At 36.3% G+C, this 22,775-nt stretch carries 19 protein-coding genes; 15 read left to right on the plus strand and 4 right to left on the minus strand.

Annotated elements, in window-relative coordinates; translation table 11 throughout:
- Nucleotides 1-117: 117 nt before the first annotated feature.
- A complete protein-coding gene (locus IGJ32_RS03310; RefSeq protein ID WP_081127881.1) occupies nucleotides 118-2,055 on the minus strand; it encodes an ABC-F family ATP-binding cassette domain-containing protein in 1,938 nt (645 codons plus the stop codon).
- A 222-nt stretch (nucleotides 2,056-2,277) separates the two neighbouring features.
- Between IGJ32_RS03310 and IGJ32_RS03315 the strand changes: the two genes are divergently transcribed.
- Together IGJ32_RS03315 and dinB are read left to right on the plus strand one after the other, a co-directional pair.
- A complete protein-coding gene (locus IGJ32_RS03315) occupies nucleotides 2,278-2,934 on the plus strand; it encodes a redox-sensing transcriptional repressor Rex (RefSeq protein ID WP_010719828.1) in 657 nt (218 codons plus the stop codon).
- A gap of 195 nt (nucleotides 2,935-3,129) precedes the next feature.
- Complete coding sequence (gene dinB / locus IGJ32_RS03320) at nucleotides 3,130-4,236, plus strand: DNA polymerase IV (RefSeq protein WP_010719827.1); 1,107 nt, start codon at nucleotides 3,130-3,132, stop codon at nucleotides 4,234-4,236.
- A gap of 73 nt (nucleotides 4,237-4,309) precedes the next feature.
- Here the strand turns inward: dinB and nrdG are convergent, their stop codons facing one another.
- A complete protein-coding gene (nrdG, locus tag IGJ32_RS03325; RefSeq protein WP_010719826.1) occupies nucleotides 4,310-4,912 on the minus strand; it encodes an anaerobic ribonucleoside-triphosphate reductase activating protein in 603 nt (200 codons plus the stop codon).
- A 246-nt stretch (nucleotides 4,913-5,158) separates the two neighbouring features.
- Complete coding sequence (nrdD, locus tag IGJ32_RS03330) at nucleotides 5,159-7,348, minus strand: anaerobic ribonucleoside-triphosphate reductase (protein ID WP_010719825.1); 2,190 nt, start codon at nucleotides 7,346-7,348, stop codon at nucleotides 5,159-5,161.
- Nucleotides 7,349-7,719: 371 nt separating this feature from the next.
- On the opposite strand from nrdD, the gene IGJ32_RS03335 reads away from it, so the two are divergent.
- The 11 genes from IGJ32_RS03335 (at nucleotide 7,720) to IGJ32_RS03385 (ending at nucleotide 19,226) form a co-directional block, all read left to right on the plus strand.
- Nucleotides 7,720-8,487: an ABC transporter ATP-binding protein gene (locus IGJ32_RS03335; RefSeq protein WP_034698771.1), complete on the plus strand. Its 768-nt coding sequence runs from the start codon at nucleotides 7,720-7,722 to the stop codon at nucleotides 8,485-8,487.
- Nucleotides 8,477-10,540, plus strand: a complete 2,064-nt coding sequence (locus tag IGJ32_RS03340) for an FtsX-like permease family protein (protein ID WP_373169020.1) — start codon at nucleotides 8,477-8,479, stop codon at nucleotides 10,538-10,540. The genes IGJ32_RS03335 and IGJ32_RS03340 overlap by 11 nt, the downstream gene beginning before the upstream one ends.
- A gap of 290 nt (nucleotides 10,541-10,830) precedes the next feature.
- The gene (locus IGJ32_RS03345) at nucleotides 10,831-10,980 is read left to right on the plus strand and encodes a teichoic acid D-Ala incorporation-associated protein DltX (RefSeq protein ID WP_014834217.1); all 150 of its coding nucleotides are present in this window, start codon (nucleotides 10,831-10,833) and stop codon (nucleotides 10,978-10,980) included.
- Nucleotides 10,981-10,990: 10 nt separating this feature from the next.
- Nucleotides 10,991-12,508, plus strand: coding sequence for a D-alanine--poly(phosphoribitol) ligase subunit DltA (gene dltA, locus IGJ32_RS03350; RefSeq protein WP_430610789.1), 1,518 nt, complete (start codon nucleotides 10,991-10,993; stop codon nucleotides 12,506-12,508).
- Complete coding sequence (dltB, locus tag IGJ32_RS03355) at nucleotides 12,505-13,710, plus strand: D-alanyl-lipoteichoic acid biosynthesis protein DltB (protein ID WP_010719821.1); 1,206 nt, start codon at nucleotides 12,505-12,507, stop codon at nucleotides 13,708-13,710. The genes dltA and dltB overlap by 4 nt, the downstream gene beginning before the upstream one ends.
- A 69-nt stretch (nucleotides 13,711-13,779) precedes the next feature.
- Nucleotides 13,780-14,013 (plus strand): D-alanine--poly(phosphoribitol) ligase subunit DltC, encoded by a 234-nt coding sequence (dltC, locus tag IGJ32_RS03360; protein WP_010719820.1) that lies wholly within the window; start codon nucleotides 13,780-13,782, stop codon nucleotides 14,011-14,013.
- Between the two features lie 2 nt (nucleotides 14,014-14,015).
- Nucleotides 14,016-15,287: a D-alanyl-lipoteichoic acid biosynthesis protein DltD gene (gene dltD, locus IGJ32_RS03365; protein WP_430610791.1), complete on the plus strand. Its 1,272-nt coding sequence runs from the start codon at nucleotides 14,016-14,018 to the stop codon at nucleotides 15,285-15,287.
- 238 nt (nucleotides 15,288-15,525) lie between these two features.
- Nucleotides 15,526-16,608: a M42 family metallopeptidase gene (locus tag IGJ32_RS03370; RefSeq protein ID WP_342081570.1), complete on the plus strand. Its 1,083-nt coding sequence runs from the start codon at nucleotides 15,526-15,528 to the stop codon at nucleotides 16,606-16,608.
- Nucleotides 16,608-17,405: a DUF975 family protein gene (locus IGJ32_RS03375; RefSeq protein ID WP_010719817.1), complete on the plus strand. Its 798-nt coding sequence runs from the start codon at nucleotides 16,608-16,610 to the stop codon at nucleotides 17,403-17,405. The genes IGJ32_RS03370 and IGJ32_RS03375 overlap by 1 nt, the downstream gene beginning before the upstream one ends.
- Nucleotides 17,406-17,470: 65 nt before the next feature.
- Nucleotides 17,471-18,211, plus strand: coding sequence for an MBL fold metallo-hydrolase (locus tag IGJ32_RS03380; RefSeq protein WP_010719816.1), 741 nt, complete (start codon nucleotides 17,471-17,473; stop codon nucleotides 18,209-18,211).
- A gap of 10 nt (nucleotides 18,212-18,221) precedes the next feature.
- Nucleotides 18,222-19,226: a lipoate--protein ligase gene (locus IGJ32_RS03385; RefSeq protein ID WP_010719815.1), complete on the plus strand. Its 1,005-nt coding sequence runs from the start codon at nucleotides 18,222-18,224 to the stop codon at nucleotides 19,224-19,226.
- A 145-nt stretch (nucleotides 19,227-19,371) separates the two neighbouring features.
- On the opposite strand, the gene IGJ32_RS03390 is transcribed toward IGJ32_RS03385, so the two are convergent.
- Entirely contained in the window at nucleotides 19,372-21,222 is a 1,851-nt protein-coding gene (locus IGJ32_RS03390; protein ID WP_161651886.1) for a GHKL domain-containing protein, read from the minus strand.
- Nucleotides 21,223-21,439: 217 nt separating this feature from the next.
- Here IGJ32_RS03390 and IGJ32_RS03395 point away from each other — a divergent pair, with 217 nt between their 5' ends.
- Nucleotides 21,440-21,979, plus strand: coding sequence for a signal peptidase I (locus IGJ32_RS03395; RefSeq protein WP_010719813.1), 540 nt, complete (start codon nucleotides 21,440-21,442; stop codon nucleotides 21,977-21,979).
- 70 nt (nucleotides 21,980-22,049) lie between these two features.
- Nucleotides 22,050-22,736: an O-methyltransferase gene (locus tag IGJ32_RS03400; protein ID WP_034698785.1), complete on the plus strand. Its 687-nt coding sequence runs from the start codon at nucleotides 22,050-22,052 to the stop codon at nucleotides 22,734-22,736.
- Nucleotides 22,737-22,775: the final 39 nt, after the last annotated feature.

The raw sequence follows: 22,775 nt of genomic DNA on the forward strand, positions 1-22,775 counted from the left end.
CAAGCACTTTGAGATTGCTTTGATAGTGTGCGTTGTGATAAGTGAAACGCCCTCGAAACAGCGGGTACTGTTTTGAGAGCGTTTCTAGTGCAGAAATGAATATTCATTTATCTGTTTTTATTCATTTTCATATTCTTCAAGCTCAATACTCAAATCTTCCCATTCAGAAAGTTTTGTTTCTTGAGATTGGCGAGTTGCTTCGAGTGTTTGATTCAATTCATTTAATTTGAGATGGTCATCCAAATTCTCTGGGGACACCATTTGCTGTTCTAGTGCCTCGATCTGTTCATCTAAAATAGCTAATTCTTCTTCAATTTGAGTGATTTTACGTTGTAAACTACGTATCAGCTTTTGTTGCTCTTTACTTTGGAAATAGGTTTTCTTGTTCGTAGAAATATGCTCTTCTTCTGGTGTTTTTTCAGCTAACAGCTCTGCTATCTCCGCTTCTTCTTGTTTCTTTTCCAAATAATAATCATAGTCACCTAAATAAACTTTACTACCGTTTTCCGATAATTCGATGACTTTTGTGGCAATCCGATTGATGAAATAACGGTCATGAGAGACAAACAACAAAGTACCATCATAATCAATCAAGGCATTTTCTAATACTTCTTTATTATCAATGTCCAGGTGGTTGGTTGGTTCGTCTAAAATCAAAAAGTTTTCTTGATTCATTGCGAGTTTTGCAAGGGCGACTCGGGCTTTTTCACCACCGCTTAGCAAGGGGATGGTCTTTTCTACATCTTCACCAGAAAATAGAAAGGCACCCAAAACGCTACGAATTTCTTTTTCGGGAGTCGTTGGATGTTCATCCCATAATTCAGCTAAAATTGTTTTGTTGGTGTGTAAGTCTGCTTGACCTTGATCGTAGTAGCCGATCGTCACATTGGTTCCTAAATGTTCTTTTCCACGGATAAACGGCAACTGATGGATGATCGATTTTAAAAGCGTGGATTTACCAATACCATTGGGGCCGACCAGTGCAATGGCTTCTTGACGCCGAATATCAAGATTGATCGGTTCAGACAAAACTTCATTATGATAACCAATCGCAGCATCTTCAATTTGTAATACAACATTTCCTGATGGCTTTGCTACATTGAAAAGAAAGTGAGCTTGTTTTTCGTCTCCTTGAGGACGGTCAATCCGATCCATTTTCTCAAGGACTTTTCTGCGACTTTGGGCTCTTTTCGTCGTAGAAGCGCGTACCAAGTTGCGTGCGACAAAATCTTCCAATTTATGGATCTCAGTTTGTTGTTTTTCATAAGCTTTCCATTCAGTTGCTAATTGTTCAGCTTTCATGTCAAGATACTTCGAATAATTCCCTTTATAGTGGCGCATTTTTTTTCGACTTAATTCGTAAACTTCTGTTGCGACTTTATCTAAGAAATATCGGTCATGGGAGACGATCAGTAAGGCACCAGTATAACTTTGCAGGTAGCCTTCTAACCAAGAGAGAGTCTCAATATCTAAATGGTTGGTTGGTTCGTCTAAGATCAAGATATCTGGATGTTGGAGCAACATTCTTGCTAACGCTAAGCGAGTGCGTTGTCCGCCAGACAATTCATTGATTTTTTGATCATAAAAAGACGGATCAAATTTAAAGCCATGCAAAACAGAGCGTATTTCATTTTCGTAGCCATAACCGTTTCTATCTGAAAAATCGTGTTGTAATTTATCGTATTCTTTCAAAAGTGACTCATAGGAAGGTGTATCAGGTGTTCCTTCACTAATCAAGATTTCAAGTTCGCGCATTCGATTTTCCATTTGACGGATTGTTTCGAATGATTTAAGCATTTCATTCCAGACTGTTTCTGCTGAATCTAACCCAGTATCTTGTGCCAGATAGCCTAAAGTAGCAGCTTTATTTTTAGCAATTGTTCCTTCATCGGGGCGTTCGATTCCAGCAAGGATCTTCAAAAGTGTTGATTTTCCTGCTCCGTTACGGCCGACTAATGCGATCCGAGCCCCTGTGCTGATTTCTAAATGGATATTCTCAAATAAGATCTCTGCACCGAAGTGACGAGCAATTTGATTGGCTTGTAATAATATCATGGAATCCTCTTTTCTACTTTGTGAATTCTCTAAGAATAAATCTCTTTTTCAACTAGTAGTCTACCATAAATTCCTTGATACTGCGAGGTTCAAAGAAATGATAAAAAAATGAATAAAGAATAAAAATTCACAATATCCAAGCAATCAAATTGATTTTTTCCTATATATACTGATATGATGGATAAATCAAAGTAAACTTAAAGTAAAAGTGGAGGTAATTAAGTGAAAGATCATGTTATTCCAAAGGCAACAGCCAAACGGCTACCTTTGTATTACCGTTATTTACGAATCTTAAATAATGCTGGTAAGAAAAAAGTATCATCAACTGAATTAAGTGAGGCTGTTCAAGTTGACAGTGCAACGATTCGCCGTGATTTTTCATATTTTGGAGAATTAGGAAAACGAGGCTATGGCTACGATGTTGAAGACCTCATGCATTTTTTCGCAAAAACATTGAATGATGATCAATTGACTAATGTGGCGTTGATCGGTGTCGGTAATTTGGGAAGTGCCCTTTTAAAATATAAATTCCATCAAAGTAACAGTATCCGTGTAAGTTGTGCATTTGATGTCAACGAAGCAATCGTTGGACGGATCGTGGATGGGATTCCCGTTTACCCTATGGAAGATATGTTTGAGCAAATCAAGATCCAACAAATCGAAGTAGCAATATTGACGATACCAGCTGAGCGAGCACAAGAAGTAGTTAATCGGTTGACTGAAGCGGGCATTAAAGGTATCTTGAATTTTACTTCTGCTCGATTAAATGCGCCAGCAGATGTGTTGATTCAAAATGTTGACTTAACGAATGAATTACAAACGTTGATTTATTTTCTTCATTCCGATGCATCCTTGCAAGCGACTGAAGAAACTGAGTAACGAATGATTCAGATGACCTGGTTGGTTTACTAAACAGTCTCAAGTGATGAATGATCATTTTAGAAGTCGTGATTTCCGAAATTGATGTCTCAGTTTTTGTGAAATTTCGGCTCTTTTTTGTGGTCCGTTCGGTGGGTAACCATCTTCTTGTCACCGAACAAAAGTTCCTATATAATCATGATAGGGGTGAGTGAGATGGAATTACAGTTTCCTTTACATAATGATACATCTAGAAAAATCATTCATATCGATATGGATGCTTTTTTTGCCTCTGTCGAAGAACGGGATCATCCAGAATTTAGAGGGAAACCCTTAGTTATTGCCAGACATCCGAGTGACACTGGTGGTAGAGGAGTGGTTACTACAGCGAATTATGAAGCAAGAAAGTATGGCATCCATTCAGCGATGAGTGCGCAAAAAGCATATGAATTATGTCCGCAAGCCATTTTTAAACCAGGCGATCATCAAAAATATAGTGAGATCTCACAAATTGTTCGTGAGATTTTTTACCGATATACGGATATCGTTGAGCCTGTCAGTATTGATGAAGCCTATCTTGATGTGACGAACAATAAACGCAATTGTAAATCAGCAATCAAAATTGCTCGTTTGATCCAAAGAGACATTTGGGAAGAGGTAAAACTGACCTGCTCGGCAGGTGTGAGCTATAATAAGTTTTTAGCGAAATTAGCCTCAGATTTTCAAAAACCTAAAGGCATTACTATCGTTGCACCTCAAGACGCATTGACGTTCCTAAAGGCACTACCTATTGATAAATTTCATGGGGTAGGAAAAAAAACCGTCCCTAAGATGCATGAACTTGGTATTTTCACTGGAGAAGATCTTTATAATTGTACAGAGATGATGTTGATCCAACAATTTGGCAAGATGGGCTATTCGCTTTATCGAAAAGTAAGAGGTGTCCATGATGCACCAGTCAATGTGACAAGGGAAAGAAAATCTGTAGGAAAAGAGCATACTTATGGTCAGCCACTACAAACGGAAGAAGCGGTATTAGCACAATTACGACAATTAGCTGAGAAAGTCGAAGAGTCGTTGAAAAGAGTCCAAAAACATGGAAAAACCGTAGTGTTAAAAGTGAGATATACGGATTATACGACAGTCACGAAAAGAGTCACTTTACCTGAGTATATCTATAAGAAAGAAGCGCTCTTTTATCAAGCAAGTTTGATTTGGGAAGAAATTTTAGGGATTGAACAAGGCATACGTCTCTTGGGGATCACGTTAACGAATTTAGATCCCATGACTTATGAGAATATTGTGTTACCTTTGTGGGAATGAAAAAACAGTAGAAAACGTGTTGGAAATCAACATACGTTTCTACTGTTTTTTATTCAATAAGGAGTGGGAGGACCTAAATGAACTCCTGTTTTTTGATTTGTTCATACGATTCTGTAGCATCGCTGCATTTTTCCCAAATCACTACTCTATTTTCGGCTAGCGATTTTTTGACATCGATGATGCGTTGATTACTACTACCGCGAAACTGTAGTTTTAAATCCTTTTTACTTAGTTCAAAACGTCCATCAACTAAGATATCGATTTTTGCTAAAAGAGCTAACTTGTCTTCGGAGTCTTGAAGTAGTTCGTCAAAAGTATAACCGGTCCACGACCAGATATCTTTGGTCTGACCAAATTCTTGTCGGATACGCTCAACGACTTGGAGACAGACGTCCGTGTTTAGAAAAGGTTCCCCGCCTAAAAGGGTCAGTCCTTGAACGTAATCATGGCGAAGATCGGTAATGATTTGTTCTTCCAGCTCTGGTGTGAAAGGTTTACCATAGCGGAAGTTTTGCGCTGCTTTATTGAAACATCCTTCACAAGCAAATAAGCAGCCACTCACATAAAGACTATTTCTTACGCCTTCGCCATCCACAAAGTTAAATGGTTTGTAATCAGCAATGTAATTTTGGCTGTAATCTTGTGCCAGCCATTCTTTAGGTTTAGGATTTCGCATAAAAAAACTTCTTTCTAACATCAAAGTATGAAAAATTTACTTAAAACTCAAACCAGTTTCACAGCAAGCAGTCTCAGAAAAGATAATGGACTAGCCTCAAAAAAATGCAAATAAATCGAACGGTCACGGTTCACACACCGTTCGATTTATCGTAGTCACGCTGTGAAAGGGGATTGTTTTCTAAGGAATAACTGATCGCTCTATCTTTTTTCTTAGAGTAAATTAGAACGAAATAGTAGAGAAAGATTACTTCATATGTTTGACACGTGAAGAGATCTCCTTGTGACGACCGTGAACCATTGGACGTGCTTGTGGGTTACCTAAATAGCCACAGGTTCTTTTAACGACGTCACAAGTTTTTGGATCATGATTGCCGCATTCGGGACATTCAAAGCCACGTTCGGTTGGTTTGAAGTCACCTTCAAAGCCACATTTGTAGCAATGATCAATTGGTGTATTCGTTCCTAAATAGCCAACTTTATCGTAAGCATAATCCCAAACGGCTTCTAATGCTTTCGGGTTTTGTTGAAGCATTGGGTACTCACAGTAATGGATAAAACCACCAGAACAATACTTCGGATAATCTTTTTCAAAATCTAGTTTTTCAAACGGAGTTGGGTTTTTACGAACGTCATAATGGAAACTATTCGTGTAATATTCTTTATCAGTGATGTTTTCGACTTCGCCAAATTTTTCTGTATCTAAACGGCAGAAACGATCAGTTAGGCTCTCACTAGGTGTAGAGTAAACGCTGAAATGATATCCATATTCGTCACCCCAAGCATCTGCTTTGGCTTTTAATTCCTTCACGATATCAAGGGTAAAATCTTTTGCTTCGGGATTGTTTTCCCATTCCCCACCATAAAAAGCAGAAGCCACTTCGTAAAGACCGATATAACCTAAAGAAACCGTTGCACGACGATTTTTGAATAATTCATCGACAGCATCTGTTTTTGAGAGACGTTTACCGAATGCACCATACATATATAAGATTGGTGCGTTAGCAGGGATCGCTTCTTTACAACGATCGACACGATAAACTAAAGCATCTTTCATGATGGCTAAGCGCTCAGAGAGGATTTGCCAGAATTTTTCCTGATCGCCTTTCGCTTCGATGGCAATACGAGGTAAGTTTAGTGTGACCACACCAAGATTCATTCGACCAACGTTCACTTCTTGGCCATTTTCATCTTTCCAACCTTGTAAAAATGAACGACAACCCATAGGTACTTTGAAACTACCGGTTAATTCAACGATTTTGTCGTAGTTTAAAATATCAGGATACATCCGCTTAGTTGCACATTCCAAAGCTAATTGTTTAATGTCATAATTAGGATCAGTTGGGTTCAAGTTTATGCCATCTTTTAATGTGAAAATCAATTTAGGGAAGATAGCTGTCCGCTTTTCGCTGCCTAAGCCATTGATCCGATTTTGTAAGATTGCTTTTTGAATTTCTCGCTCAAACCAGTTTTTTCCTAAACCAAAGCCAAGAGAAGTAAATGGTGTTTGACCATTTGAAGTAAAAAGAGTATTGATTTCATATTCTAGACTTTGCATCGCATCAAAAATATCTTTTTTAGTTTTTGATTTCGCATACTCTACTCGACGTTCAGGTGTTTCGATCCATTCTTCTGCATCCGCTAAATGTTTTTGATAATTCAGTTCAGCGAAAGGAGCAAGTAATTCATCTGTTCGGTCAGCAGAACAACCACCATATTGACTGGAAGCTACATTTGCAATGATCTGTGAAATTTGAGCAGTAGCAGTTTGAATTGATTTTGGTGATTCCACTTCAGCATTTCCAATTTTGAATCCGTTGTTCAACATTCCTTTGAAATCGATCAAACAACAGTTTGTCATTGGTGTATATGGATGATAATCTAAATCATGGTAATGGATGTCGCCTTTTTGATGCGCATTTGCGATATGTGGGGGCAACATTTTCAAACCGATGGATTTTCCAACGATACCAGCGGTTAAATCTCTTTGAGTATTGAAGACATTACTATCTTTATTTGCATTCTCATTGACAACTGTTTGGTCTTTATTGATCAATTTTTTGATCGAAAAATTGATATCTGTCGCTTTGCTTCTGGCAAAATCACGTTTTGTGCGGTAATTGATATATTCTTCTGCTAATTCATATTCGTTTTTTTCTAAAAGAATGTGTTCAACGATATTTTGAATCTCATATATTTTAACGTTGTCGGTAAAGCGTCGTTTGATTTCTTGAACGACTAAATCCACGATCGTTTGAATTTTTTCATAAGTAAGTGGAGACAATGAGCCATGAATTTTCTTTTCAGCTTTGACTAAAGCCTCATTGATTTTTGTTTCATCAAATTCGACACGTCGACCATCTCGTTTAATGATTGTTATGTTTGATACTTCTGAATGAAGGGGATCTGTTACTTTTTCTTCAATTTGTACACTCATTTTATTCAACTCCTGCTAAATTCTTCTTGTCTATCATAAAACAAAATCCACGAAGGAGCAACTAAATACTAGCTATATATAGTATGCAAACAGGTGTATAAACGCACAACTATACTATATGTTGTATATATTTCTTTGTGAAAAAAAGTGAAAACGTAAGTTTATAGGATTTTTATTTTGAATATACCGCTTTCGTGAATAAAATAGATGAATAAAAATTTTTTTAAAAAAAGGTTATGTCTGCGAAATGATAAAAATCTAAAAAGAAATGCTCAAATGCTGTAAAGATCAGAGAAAAAAACCAAAGAATATGCTAATATGCTGGTAAGTGTGTCAGTGTGGCGAGTAAGCAAAACCCAAGGAGGAAAGCCATGGATAAAATGATCGAGGTAAAACATGTAAGTAAAAGCTATGGAAATAAGCTTTCGCCGGTAAAAGTACTTGATAATATCTCTTTTACAGTAGAAAAAGGAGAATTTGTTGGCATCATGGGTCCGAGTGGTGCTGGAAAGACGACTTTGATGAATATTCTTTCGACGATCAATCTACCAACGATGGGAAGTGTGTTGATCCAAGGAAATGAGATCACTAAAATGAAAAATAATGAATTGAGTGACTTCCGTCGCAAAAAATTAGGATTTATTTTTCAAGAATTTAATTTGATCGATACATTGAATGCGAAGGACAATATCTTACTACCATTAGCGGTGGAACGAATCTCGAAAGAAGAGATGGAAAAAAGTGTGTTGCATGTTGCTCAATTATTAGGGATCGAAGAAATCTTAAAACGTTATCCAGATGAATTATCAGTTGGTCAGAGACAACGGATTGCGGCTGCTAGAGCATTAGTTATTCAACCACAAGTCATTTTTGCTGATGAGCCAACCGGGTCTCTGGACTCGAAATCAGCCACCGAGTTACTAAATTATTTAACAACGATGAACCGAGTAGAAAAATCAACTATCTTATTAGTAACACATGATCCGTATACAGCCAGTTATTGTGATCGGATTTTATTTATCAAAGATGGGGTGATTTTCTCTGAAGTAGTTCGCAGAGGTTCAAGAAACGAATTTTTTGAACGGGTGATTGATATGCAGGCGACCATTGGGGGAGGTGGAAAACTCAATGCTTTATAAGTTGGCTGCGAAAAGTTTTCTGCGACAGTCAAGAGGGTATCTCGTTTACTTTTTTAGTCTAACGTTATCAACGATGATCTACTATTCTTTTAGTACGATTTCTTATGATCAATTATTGAACCGAAGGACACAGCAAGATTCTTTATTCAATGTTTTTTTTGGTATGGGTAGTTGGATTATCTTAATCGTATTACTTTTTTTTGTTATTAGTGCAAATCGTTTTTTCTTTAACCGCAGACAAAGAGAGATTGGGATCTATCAGTTGTTTGGTGTGAAGAAAACCCAAATCTCACTGATCTATGTATTGGAAACAATGGCTATTGGATTATTCGCCTGTACAGCAGGGATTATTTTAGGAATCATTTTCTCAAAATTATTTTCTATGATCTTGATTCGCATGATGAACTTGCAAATCACGAGTCTTTTCTTCATTTCCGTGCCATCGATTTTTGAAACATTTCTGTTGTTTTTTTTGATTTTATCTGTTGTTTCTTTGTATTCATTATGGAAAATCTGGCGCTATCCGACGATTCGAAATTTTGGCGAATACGATCATTTGGAAAGTAGCAAGTTAAGAGTTCGGACACGCCATCGTTTTTTAGGAACACTGGGTTTATTGCTGATCTCTAGTGGTTATTTCTTTGCGGTCCACTATCGGGAATTTGCTGCTAAACTTTTTATTTTTACGCAAGATCTTCGCTTTCCTTTCTTATTATTTGTTCTGATCCTGCTGTTTTGTGTGATCGGGACATATCTGTTCTTTTGTTTTTCCCTACGTGTGTTAATCGATTTGGTGAGTCGTTCTCGAATTAAGTATCGAGGGATCAACTTCTTGCTGATTGGCAATACGCAGATCCATCTGCTGAAAAGCTGGCGGATCAATTCGTTGATCACACTGATCATGGCTCTAGCTTTAACGATGATTGGCGCAATGATGAGTGCGACTGTCATCATGTCTCGAAATGTGGAGATGGTCTCACCGGTATCTTATCAAATGGATAAGGCAACAGCCGACAAGCTGCGACCGCTTCTTGCAAGTGAAGGGCAAACGATCACAAAAGAAATGACGATCAATTACAAAGTAATTGGAAGTTACTATAATGATAAGTTAGACGGAATTTCTGAGGAAAAAGTATTTCAATTGGTAAATTTGATTCCAGAAAAAGAATATCATGCCTTTCGACAATTCAATCCTAAAATGCCTAAAATTGATTTAACATCGGATAACAGCACTGTGGTATTAGATAGTATGAAAAATATCTTTAGAAATTTTTCAATGTATGATTCAACATTCTACTTGCCCGATCAAACTTTAGATATTCAAGCAACCTTACCTAATTTTTTAGGAGATGGTTCGTTGAGGTATTTCGGTCCGACACTCGTTGTCAGTGATGATTATTTTGCTAAAGCATCTGGACTAAACTATCAAGTGGTCAATTGGAATGTGCAAGGGGGAGATCAGGAAAAAATCATTGAACGTATTTCTAAAGAGATTCCTACAAGTTATGAGAACATCATTTATTATGATTATGAGATCAAAGGAGAGTCTATAACTGGAACGATTCATAAAAATGAATCGCACCAAGAAAAAGCAGCTTCAGATCAATCTTCTGATGAATACAATAATGAAGATTCACGTCTTAACTTTTCTGCACGTTTCCCATTTAAACGGACAGTTGAACAAGGAATTGGTTTAATGTCGTATGTTTCGATCTTTATTGGAATAATTGTTATTGTCACGACTGGAAGCATGCTGATGGTTCGTCAATTAGCAGAAGCAGAAGAAGAACGAGAGAATTATCAATTATTAACGAAATTAGGGATTTCTCGAAAAAAAGTGAAGCAAGTCATCTTTGGGCAAAATGCGATCATGTTTTTCCCACCAATTATTTTGGGGAGTATGCATACCTTTTTTGCCATTGAAGTATTTACTCAATATGTCGATACAGCAAATTATGGGTTAGCATATCTGATTTGTGGCTCACTTGTCTTGATCTATATCTTGTTTTATTACATCACAAGTGTCTTATATTGCAGGATTATTGAGGAGTAAATCAAGCTATATTTAAATGAGCAAAAGGTTAGTACTCTGTTTTTTTTATTTGAATGAAGAAAGACTTAAACGATTGGTTACATAGATCGTTTAAGTCTTTTTAGCTTTTTAAAAAAAAATCTTTATTTATTTGAGGTGATGCTTATATTATAATAACCGTCTTTTTGTAGTTAATCTAAATTGTGACAAAATTGTTAGCAGAAAAGCGATTACTGTTAGGAAAACAAATGTTGTTTTTTAAAAAGAATGGGTAAAATTGTTTTGAGATTCGATTAGGAGGGAAATATAAATTGAAAAATTGGTGGAATAATCCTCAATTTAGGTACTGGGGCACGTTTGTGGTACGAACATTATTGTATAGTGCAATTATTTTTATGTTGATTTATTTGTACCATTATAAAAATGTCCAAGGCGGATCTTTTATCTATAATGAATTTTAGGAGGAAGACGATGGATATTCAAACAATCGTTGAATCAATTGATTTTTTTGGTCAAACTGAACCAGATCGGGTCGTTTATCAGACAGAAATCACAGAGCATACCTATGGGGAGCTAAAAAGAAAGTCCGATGCTTTAGCAGCTTATTTAGACAGAAATCTACAGAAACAGGGACCAATCGTGGTTTTTGGAAATCTAGAGTTTGGAATGATCGTTTCTTTTCTTGGTGTCACCAAAGCTGGCCATGCCTATCTTCCGATTGAAGAACATACGCCGAATGAGCGAATTGAATCAATTCTTCGAGTAGCAAAACCAGCTTTGATCATTAGTGTCGGTGACTGGCAGATGGAAACAGATGGTATCCCAGTGATTTCTCGGGAAGAATTAGCAACGATCACGAAAAAAGAGAGTCAATACGAAACAACACATCCAGTTAAAGGTGACGAAAATTATTACATTATTTTTACCTCTGGTACTACAGGTGAGCCCAAGGGTGTGCAAATCAGTCATGATAACTTATTGAGCTTTGTTCGTTGGACGATCCAGGAATTTCATCTTGAACAGGGTCTACGTTTCTTAGCACAAGCACCATTTTCGTTTGACTTATCTGTTTTTTCGATTTATCCAGCACTTGTGACAGGAGGAATGTTAAAACCCTTAGAAAAAGCGGTTATTCAAGACTTTAGACAATTATTTTCTACTTTAGCAAAGTTGAAATTAGATGTCTGGGTATCAACTCCTTCATTTATCGATATCTGTTTGATGGAACCCACTTTTGATGCGGAACATGTACCAGATCTAGCCACTTTCTTGTTCTGTGGGGAAGAATTAACCAAAAAAACAGCGCAAGAATTATTGAAACGATTTCCTGAAGCCCGTATTTATAATACGTATGGACCAACGGAAGCCACGGTTGCTATTTCAAGTATCCAAATCACTCAAGGTATTTTAGATCGCTATGAACGTTTACCGATTGGTTATATCAAAGAAGATACCGAGGTTCAGATTGTGAATGATCAAAAAGTGCAACCGGTCAATCAAACAGGTGAAATTATTATCTTGGGTCCTAGTGTCTCCAAGGGGTATCTGAATAATCCAGAAAAAACCAAAGCTGCTTTTTTCAAGAAACAGGATCAACAAAGTTATCATACTGGTGATGCTGGGTTTCTTAATGAGGAAGGTCTTTTGTTCTATGAGGGACGAATGGATCAACAGATAAAACTTCATGGGTATCGAATCGAATTAGGAGATATCGAACACGGGCTTTTGTTAGATGAACGGATTAAACAAGCGATAGTTGTTCCAAAATACCAAGGAACTAAAGTTCAACAACTAGTTGCTTTTATTGTATTAGAAGAAAATTCGCCAGAACCAAGTTTTAAACTCTCTAAATCAATTAAGGAAAAATTGGCACATTCGGTCATGGATTACATGGTCCCTCAAAAAATCAATTACATTGATCTTTTACCACAAACGGTGAACGGGAAAATCGATCGGAAAAAATTAATAGCTGAGGTGAATCCTCAATGACCTTTCCACATATGATCCCGTACGCAGAACCTTATTATTTTCTGCTGTTAATCATCGGTTTAGTACCGATCGTGCTATCATTGTTGATTCGAGGGAAAAGATTGCCAATTTATCAAACACTCATCACCTTGCTTTTCTTATTCATCAGTTTTGGTGGTGTCTATTGGCAACAAGGTGTAGCCTTGATTGCATATGTTGTTTGGCAGACATTATTAGTTTGGGCTTACTTCGTTTACCGTCAAAAGAAAAATCAAGGTATTTGGTTTTACTTAGCGGTGATCCTAGCGATTTTCCCATTATTTTTAACAAAAGTCACACCGTTTTTTGCCCATGGGAAAGAATCTTTTCTAGCTTTTCTAGGGATCTCCTATCTAACCTTTAAATCTGTTCAGATGATCATGGAAATTAGGGATGGATTGATCAAGAACTATCAGCCTTTTCGTTATATTCAATTTTTACTCTTTTTTCCAACGATTTCATCTGGACCAATCGATCGCTATAGAAGATTTGAAAAGGATCAATGTCAGCCACCTGCAACTGAGAAATATCTGACATTATTAGAAAAAGGTATCCAAAATATTTTTCTAGGTTTTTTATACAAATTTATTATTGGCTATTATTTGGGTCAAGTGTTGTTACCAATCGTTTCCAAAGCTGCCTTGCAACATGGTGGTTTTTCTTGGTCATTAGTAGGATATACCTATGTGTATAGTTTATATCTGTTTTTTGACTTTGCAGGCTATAGTTTGTTTGCGGTGGGAACGAGTTACTTGATGGGGTACCAAACACCAATCAACTTTAACAAACCATTCTTGTCTTGGAATATCAAAGAATTTTGGAATCGTTGGCACATGACGTTATCATTTTGGTTTCGAGATTATGTTTATATGCGCTTGATGTTTTTCTTGATGAAGAAAAAATGGTTCAAAAGTAAAATTGTAACCTCGAATATTGGTTATTATGCATTATTCCTATTGATGGGAATCTGGCATGGTCTAACTTGGTATTACATCGTGTATGGGTTGTATCATGCTACTTTGATTTGCTTAACTGACGTTTGGCTACGATTCAAGAAAAAACATAAAAAACAACTACCATCCAATTGGTTTACTCACGCTTTTGCTGTCTTTATGACTTTCCAAGCAGTTTGTTTTAGTTTATTGATATTTTCGGGCTTTTTAGACCAACTTTTGTTTAAGTAAAGCAGATGATTATCTAAGACTTAAAAATGATTTATTTTACATTATGATTATTTAAGGAGAGATTATATTATGGAAGAACAAATTTTAACTATTTTAGAAGACATTACAGGAACAGATGAAATAAGAGAAAATCGAGAGCTTGATTTGTTTGGTGAAGGATTGCTGGATTCACTTGCTTCTGTTCAATTATTAGTCGAATTAGATGGACAATTAGATGTTCAAGTCCCTGTTTCTGAATTTGATCGTGAACAGTGGGGCACACCGAATAAAATCATTGCACAAGTACAAGAATTGAAGGGATGAGAATGAAAAAGAAATTATTTGCTATTTTCGGTCCAATCCTTTTAGCCTTTGGATTGATAGCAGTTTTTTTCACTTCTTCGTATCGTGTGGATCTAACCGACCCAACAATCATAAAAAAAGCTTCTACATCCATGTCCGAAAATGTGTTAAAAGGAGATATCATCAAAAACGAAGCCTTAGCTGAAAAAAAATATGTTCCTTTTTTTGGTTCAAGTGAACTCAGTCGGATCAGTCCGTTTCACCCATCCGTCTTGGCGGAGAAATACCATCGTGATTATCGTCCCTTCTTATTAGGGGCACCTGGGACACAATCATTAAGTCAGTATATGATGATGCGCTCTGCAGGAGATGATTTGAAAAATAAGAAAATCGTTTTTATCATTTCTCCACAATGGTTTGTCAAAGATGGCGTAAAAAAAGATTATTTTGATACGTATTATTCACAGTTACAAACCCTTGACTGGCTGTTCTCATTGAAAAAAATCACTCCTGCTGACCGTTATTTAGCTAGAAGACTTTTACATTTTTCTATCGTTAAAAAAGATGAAAAATTGACGGAAATGTTACAAATGATCAAAAAAGGTCAACTTCCTTCTGTTGAAAAACGAAATCAATTGCGCTTGAACTGGAATATTTTAAAAAGAGAAGATGAAATGTTCAGCAATATTGGTCTGAAAAGTAAACAAGACAAAATTGATCAGGCAATGAAGCCGTTGCCTGCTAATTATCAAGAAAAAGTTCTGGCAAACCTAGCGGAAAATATTGGGAGAAAAAGTACAAGCGACAATTCTTTTGAGTTAAAAAATGATTTTTATAAAGAGCGCATTCGTCACCACTTAAAAGAGCTGAAAAATTCTCAAAAAAATTGGGATTATCGTTTTTCACCTGAATTTTCAGATTTTCAATTAGTCCTACAGCAATTAGCCCAAGAACAGGCAGAAGCATTATTCATCATTCCACCTGTGAATCAAAAATGGAGTGATTATACTGGGTTATCTCAAGAAATGCTTCAAGGATTTGCAAAGAAAATCAAATTTCAATTGCAGAGTCAAGGCTTTGATCGGATCGCAGATTTTACAAAAATGGCTGATCAACCTTATTTCATGGAAGACACCATTCATTTAGGTTGGAAAGGGTGGCTAGCAGCAGATCAACGGATTAGACCATTTTTAGAAAACCAACAACAACCAAGTCACTATCAATTGGATCCATTATTTTATAGTAAAGACTGGCAAAAACATTCACCAAATGATTTAAAAGAAAACCAACAGTAATGGAGTTTCGAACACGAAGTGCATAAAAGAAACGCTCGTTTACTGCTGTCAGTCCATTTAAGAGAAAATAGCGATTGCTATCGTATGCATTATGCAAAAAAGCCAGGATTATTGAAAGTTATTCGGTAAACTTTCGAGGAATCCTGGCTTTTTTCTAACTGAAAAAATCGTTCTGCTGAAAAGCACACCTAATAAATGGTATAATCTAGCTATCAATACGAGAAATGAGGGAGACGTTTTGGATAAAAAAGAAGAACAGTTATTGATTGATCTGACTTCAGCCAAAGGAGTACCAGGCAATGAAGAAGAAGTGAGACAAGTCTATAAAAAGTATGCAAAAGACTTTGCGGAAGATATTTTTTATGATGGTTTAGGTAGTATTATCGCCAAACATGGTTCTGGTGGTGGACCTAAGATTTTTATTTCCGGTCATATGGATGAAGTGGGATTTATGGTGACTAAGATCACTGATAAAGGTTTTTTGGAATTTCAAACATTAGGTGGTTGGTGGGGACAAGTGATGTTAGCCCAACAAGTGGAAATCAAAACACTAGCTGGGAAAGTGATCCATGGCGTGATTGGTTCGAAACCGCCACATGTTTTAACCCCACAAGTAAGAAATAAACCGTATGATATCAAGGATATGTTTATTGATATTGGAGCGACAAGCGATAAAGAAGCAAAAGAATGGGGTATTCGCCCTGGCGATATGGTAACCCCATATATTGAGTATAAACGGTTGAATGGCGGTAAATTTTTACTAGCTAAGGCTTGGGACAATCGCATCGGTACAGCTGTTTCATTACGAGTTCTTGAGAATTTAGCAAAAGAAGGACATCCCAATGTTTTATTCGCAGGGAGCGATGTGCAAGAAGAAGTTGGCCTTAGAGGGGCACGCACAAGTACACACTTAGTGAATCCAGATATCGCCTTTGCTTTAGATACAGGAACAGCTGGAGATACACCGGGGATGACGCCAAAAGAAGCGGATTCGATTTTGGGTAAAGGTCCACAAATCTTGATTTTTGATGCTTCAATGATTCCACATAAAAAACTGTTGAATTTTGTGATTGATGTGGCGGAAGAAATGGATATACCATTCCAATACACCGTCATTACTGGTGGTGGGACAGACGCAGGACAGATGCATTTGACAAGAGATGGGGTACCGTCTGTGGCGATTACTGTTCCGGTGCGGTATTTGCATTCACATACTTCAGTGATCCATGAAGATGATTATTTGAATACTGTGAAATTAGTGACGGAATTAGTGAAGCGATTAGACCACAAAACAGTTGAAAAGATTAGGAGTTATGATTAATGGAAACAAAGTTATCACTTTCAGATTATCGCAAAAAAGCTCGAGCTAGCCTTGCGCAACAATGGGGAATCAATGCTTGGCTAGTCTTTCTTTCGATGTTTGTTGCGGGTTTGATCCAAATGTTTTTTGAGGGATTTTTTTTCGTAGATAGCACGCAACAACAAATAGTTAGCTTTTTACTAGAGAATTTCCTTTTATTTGCTTTTTCATATGCCTTATATTACATTGCGCTGGTAGTCGTTCGTGGCGGCAGAGCAAAAAGTAATTTATTGTTTGCCGTCTTTCAAAAAAAATATTTTGGACCTATTTTAGTGATTAATTTGATCAATGTTGTGATCAATTGGATCATTAATGCCCTTGTTTTATTACCAGGTTTTTTGATTGGTGGTGTCAATACTTATACACAATTACTATTTAATTCAAACACAATTTCAACAGATGTGTTATCAGGGAATGCTTTGGACATTAGTTACGTTTTGACCACCCTGCTCATGACCTTTGTTTCTCTTTTGTTGATGAGTATTGTGGGCGGATTGTTTCAATTTGCGGCTTGGACTAAATTTGATTACCCAGAACTTTCAATCATCCAGTGTTTGCAATACGCGTGGTATTTATTAAAAGATCGTTTAGGTACTTATATCCTATTACAACTTTCATTTATCGGGTGGTACCTTGTTGGAGCCCTAGCCTTGTTCTTTGGTTTATTGTGGGTTATCGCCTATGTCAATGTGACCATTGCAGGTTTTTACGAGCAAGCAAGACTTGAAAAAGAACCCCCAGCTACTTATTTTTCATAAAATATGAGAGAGGTTTCACAGAAAAAACAGGATTCTATTACATTGATTCTGAAAGGAGAACGATCATGAAATTAACTGTATTAGGTTGCTTAGGCGCCTATCCATATAAAAATCAAGGAACGACTAGCTATTTATTGCAGTCAGCTGGCTTTAACCTACTGATCGATGCTGGTAGCGCCACCTTGATAAAATTACAAGAGCATCTTGAACCGTTAGAACTTGATGCGGTTATCTTGAGCCATTACCATCATGATCACATCGCTGATCTAGGTGTATTGCAATATTATTGGCAACTACATCCTGAAAAAGAACCAGGAGCTATCTTGCCAATCTATGGTCATACTAAAGATACTTTTCATTTTGATGAGTTAACAATGCCGAACGTGTCAGAAGGACGCGGCTATTTTGAGGCAGAAGAATTGAAAGTAGGTCCTTTTTTAATCACGTTTATGGAAACCATCCATCCAGTGGTGTGCTATGCCATGCGGATCGTCGAAGAAGCGACTGGCAAAGTCTTTGTTTTTACAGGTGATTCCGGCTATTTGGAAAGTTTTGTAGAATTTGCTGAAAATGCAGACTTATTTCTAGCAGATACTTATCTGTTTGCTGGTAATGAACGACACAAAGCGCACTTTACGTCAAAAGAAGCGGGGGAACTTGCGAAAGCAGCAAAAGTCAAAAAGCTAGTATTGACCCATTTACCTCAATTTGGGGATCTTACACAATTACAGAACGAAGCGCAACAAGCTGCGGGTGATACAGTAGAAGTAGCACTAGCAAAAGTCGATAAAGTATTTGATATCTAGGAGGAAGACAATGATTTTTGTACCGAATGACAAGCATGATCCACGTATCAATCTAGCAATTGAACAATTTTTACTCCAAGAAATGCCTGTTGATGAACCGATTTTATTGTTTTATATCAATGAACCATCTATCATTATTGGGCGTAATCAAAACACGATCGAAGAAATCAATCGAGATTACGTTGAACAACAGGGCATCCATGTCGTTCGTCGTTTAAGTGGCGGTGGAGCCGTCTATCACGACTTTGGAAATTTAAACTTTAGTTTTATCATGCCTGATGATGGCGATTCTTTCCGTGATTTTGCTAAAGTTACTAAGCCAATTATTCAAGCTCTTCACGAATTAGGGGTATCTGGAGCAGAATTAAAAGGCCGAAATGATTTAGTGATTGATGGTATGAAATTCTCTGGTAATGCAATGTATGCAACGAATGGTCGAATGTTTGCCCATGGAACTATCATGTTTGATTCTGACATCAATGAAGTGGTCAATGCGTTAAAAGTAAAAAAAGATAAAATCGAGTCCAAAGGGATCAAATCGATTCGTTCTCGTGTGACCAATATCAAACCATTTTTACCTAAAGAAAAACAAGAAATGTTAACAGAAGAATTTCGTGATGAAATTCTATTAAAAATATTCGGAGTAGCAACGCTGGCAGAGGTTAATACGTATCAGCTAACAGACAAAGACTGGATCAAAATCAACGAAATCTCTGATCGCTATTATCGTAATTGGGATTGGAATTATGGGAAATCACCTGATTTTAACTTTTCGAGACAAAAGCGGTATCCGATTGGTTCGATCGAAGTCCATCTGAATGTGTCACATGGTTTGATTGATGATGTGAAAATATTTGGTGACTTCTTTGGGTTAGGAGAGATAAAGGACGTCGAAGAAAAACTGATTGGACAAAGATATGATAAATCAGTTTTAAGTGATGTAGTAAAAACGATTGATATCAAAAAGTATTTTGGTGCGATCGAAGCTGAAGATTTTCTTGCTCTTTTATATTGATCGAATGTTAGTCATTAGTCAAAAACAGGGAACACCAATGATTGGTGTTCCCTGTTTTTTATCTTTTTTTGAGAAAGAGAACGAATATTATTTTGTCCGCTCAAACCTTCATTCAATGAATCAATTTTCCAATCTGCCAAAGACATTATATGCTTTTCTTGGGATTTGTTTTAGTCAATTGGATGATTAAACGATCTACCTGACTATCTTTTTCCTGAGTCAACGTTCCTGCATAACGTTCCGCCACATCTTGGATTATTTTTAAATCAAACTGTTCTTGTTCAGCAAAGTTTTCGGTAATTCCTTGTGAAAAGAGATTTGTTTCATAGTTTGCGCTATGTTCACAACGAATCAATAGTTGATTTTCTTTTTCCTGCATCGATAAATAAATTTTTCGATGCATTGGATCTTCAATGGCATGTGTTTCTCTAAAAGAATGTTCTAAGACATGAATCAGTATTTGGGTCAAGTCATCATCATTGACGGTCAATACTTCTGGTAGTTCGGCTTGAAACTTCACTTTGATATTTCGCTTTGATGCAATTTCTTGATAACGAGCTAAAATAAGATTAGTGAGTTGGTGAGAGGAGTAAGAGAAAATAAATTCAAAATTTCGAGCATTAGTTAAGATAGTTTGCACATAATTTTGTACTTCATCGGTTTCTTCTTCCTTGACCAAGTGTTCTAAGTTTTCCATAGTTTGGATAAACTCAGTTCTTAATGTACTGATTTCTTGAATGTGATCACGTAGCTGATCATAATGCTGTTCAAGTAAATCCGATTTTGTTTTCAAGAAATTAACAGTTCGCTGATGCTTATCAAAGCTGATGATGTACTCGATAATATTATAACAAATGATAATAATCAGAATAATCATAAATAGAATAGTAGACCAATTAATATTTGCATTATAAATACCTAATGATGGTTGGATATAAAGCATACAATGGAAAATGGCAATCAGCACAATCCACGGTGTACAAGCAATGAAAAAACGATTATTCCGATAGGCTTCCCCAACACAGACAAGCGAAGTAACTAATGTACTGATTACACTAACCGCATTAACAATGGGCATTAGTTCAGTTAATTCTCCTACTGTCATCAATGAATAAATAAGGACACCTATTTGGATGGAGACTTGCAGAAAACAAAAGAGACCATATATTTTTTGATAATGTTTCATTCGGGATAAATAATACAATACAAGAAATACTGAAGTTAAAATAGTAAATGTATCAGATAAAATCGAATGGACGATTGGTTCAAAAAGGATGCCGCTTAATATATCTTCAGAGATTGATTCAAACCCTAAGACTAACGCAAAACAACTGAGAATGATCAGTGAAATATCTAGTATCTTCTTTTTGTAAAGCTTAAAAATGGCGTACACCAATATCCCAATTCCTAAAAAGATGGCAATGATCATGGTAACTACTTGGGGAACAGATTGGGAAAAAATAAAGCTGATGATTGGTCCCGTATTTCCAACATAAACTTTTGGTGGAATACCCGAATAGTTTTCATATGGTGAAGTAACTTCGATTTTTAAGTGTTCACCAGCATAATGTGTAGGCAGATCAATAACTGCCAAAGATAAACCAGGATGAAGTTGGTCTTGTTCATTTGTTCGATCATATAAAAGTTGATCATTTAAATAAACTTTTATCCATTGGTTGTTTCCCCGAATCACTAAGTTCGAATCATCCATCTCTTCTTTTAATATAGTTTCCATCACAAAAGTTTCATTTCTTTCAACTGTTGGAAGGTAACTAATATAATGACTATCAAAACGAAAATCAGGTTCATTTTTTAAGTAAAATTCCCATGAATTTTTTATTTCTTTGACCTTTCCACTATCAGAAGGAGTAAAAATATAATAAAAGAAATATACTGTTATCATTAAAAATAACGTTGATAATAGAATAGTGAAAAACCATTTTATCTTTAATGAGTTCGCTTTTTTAAAATATTCAATGTTATTAAAAAAGTTCATAATGTGTCCTTTCTAAAAGTAACATTTTTTTTAGGGTAAACGTTTTTTGTTTTCTAGTCAATCATAAACCTGCATAAAGTTAGATAACCAGAGTTATTTTTTAGATTTTTTTTAAAATTCTTTCAATTCGTTGTAGAAGAAATAGAGTTAAAATTGATAAAATTAAATCGTTATTATATGATGGGAAATAAGAAATGAGTAAAGGGAGTGGAAACTAGTGCCATTTTATAAAAAAATAACCTATATTAGTTCAATTACACTGATTGTTATTTTAGCGATCATTTTGAGCATTATTTTACTTCCTAAAATAGCTGGTCTATCAACCCATATTATTGAAGATCGTGGTATGAGTCCTTACTATAGCCAAGGAAGTTTGATCTATGTACGTCCGAAGAAACCAGAAGAATTGTTGGTTGGTGACGTGATTACGTACTATGAAAACTCAGGAGAGCAAATAACCACCCGACGAGTGATCGCAGTGGAAAAAGACCATCAAGACTTTTATACTAAAGCAGATAGTTCTACGCAGACCGAATCCGGTGTAGTGGGGAGAAGATACATCATTGGAACGCCCATTTTTCAGATTCCCTATATTGGCATTCTTTTATCAAAGTCAGCATTTACTTGGATGCGCTGGCTATTTTTTACCATCGCCTTTTGTTTGACAGGTATTACAGCTTGGAATATGCTAGATGAATTTGAAAAAAAGAAAAGTTTCAATCGGTTTTTTACTCATAGCCAACGAAAAGGAAAGTGAGTGTAAATTTGTTTGCAACTTGTGGATTTGTCAGGTTCTTCGTATAATAATTTGGAAGAGGAGGCAGATTATGCGTAATGAAATGATGCATCGTCCGGTAGTAAAAGAAGAGTTAGTTGATTTTATGCGGACAAAACAGAAAAAACTGTCTGGAGAGCTTGGTTTGATTGAAGAAGAAGCCCATTTAGCGGAAGTACCGATCATTCCCCATGAAACAGTCGTATTCATGCAGTTTTTATTAGGGCAATTAAAACCAAAGAATGTTTTAGAAATTGGTGCAGCTATTGGTTTTTCTTCTAGTTTAATGGCTCAATTAATCAGTGAAAAAGGTCACGTCACGACGATCGATCGTTTTGATGTTATGATCAAAAAGGCCAAGGCAACTTATGAAAGACTTGGCTTAACCGAAAAAGTTACTTTACTAGAAGGACAAGCGGCTGATATTTTACCAGAACTAACTGGGCCTTATGATTTTATTTTTATGGACAGTGCCAAATCGAAATATATTGAGTTTTTACCAGAATGTTTACGTCTGCTAAAAAAAGGTGGCGTATTGATGGTTGATGATATTTTTCAAGGCGGAACGATTTTATTGCCTGATGAAGAGATTCCTAGAGGCAAACGTGCCATTCATCGTAAATTAAATGAATTTTTACAGGTCGTCATGACCCATCCAGACTTGACTTCCACATTAGTGCCGCTAGGTGATGGTGTGATCTTGATAACTAAAGAAAAAGAGCAAATTCATCTACCTTAAGAGTATTTACCTTGTTACGACAAAAAGCTTGCTTTTTGT

Source organism: Enterococcus sp. DIV1639a, from assembly GCF_050530445.1.
GTDB lineage: Bacteria > Bacillota > Bacilli > Lactobacillales > Enterococcaceae > Enterococcus_B > Enterococcus_B hirae.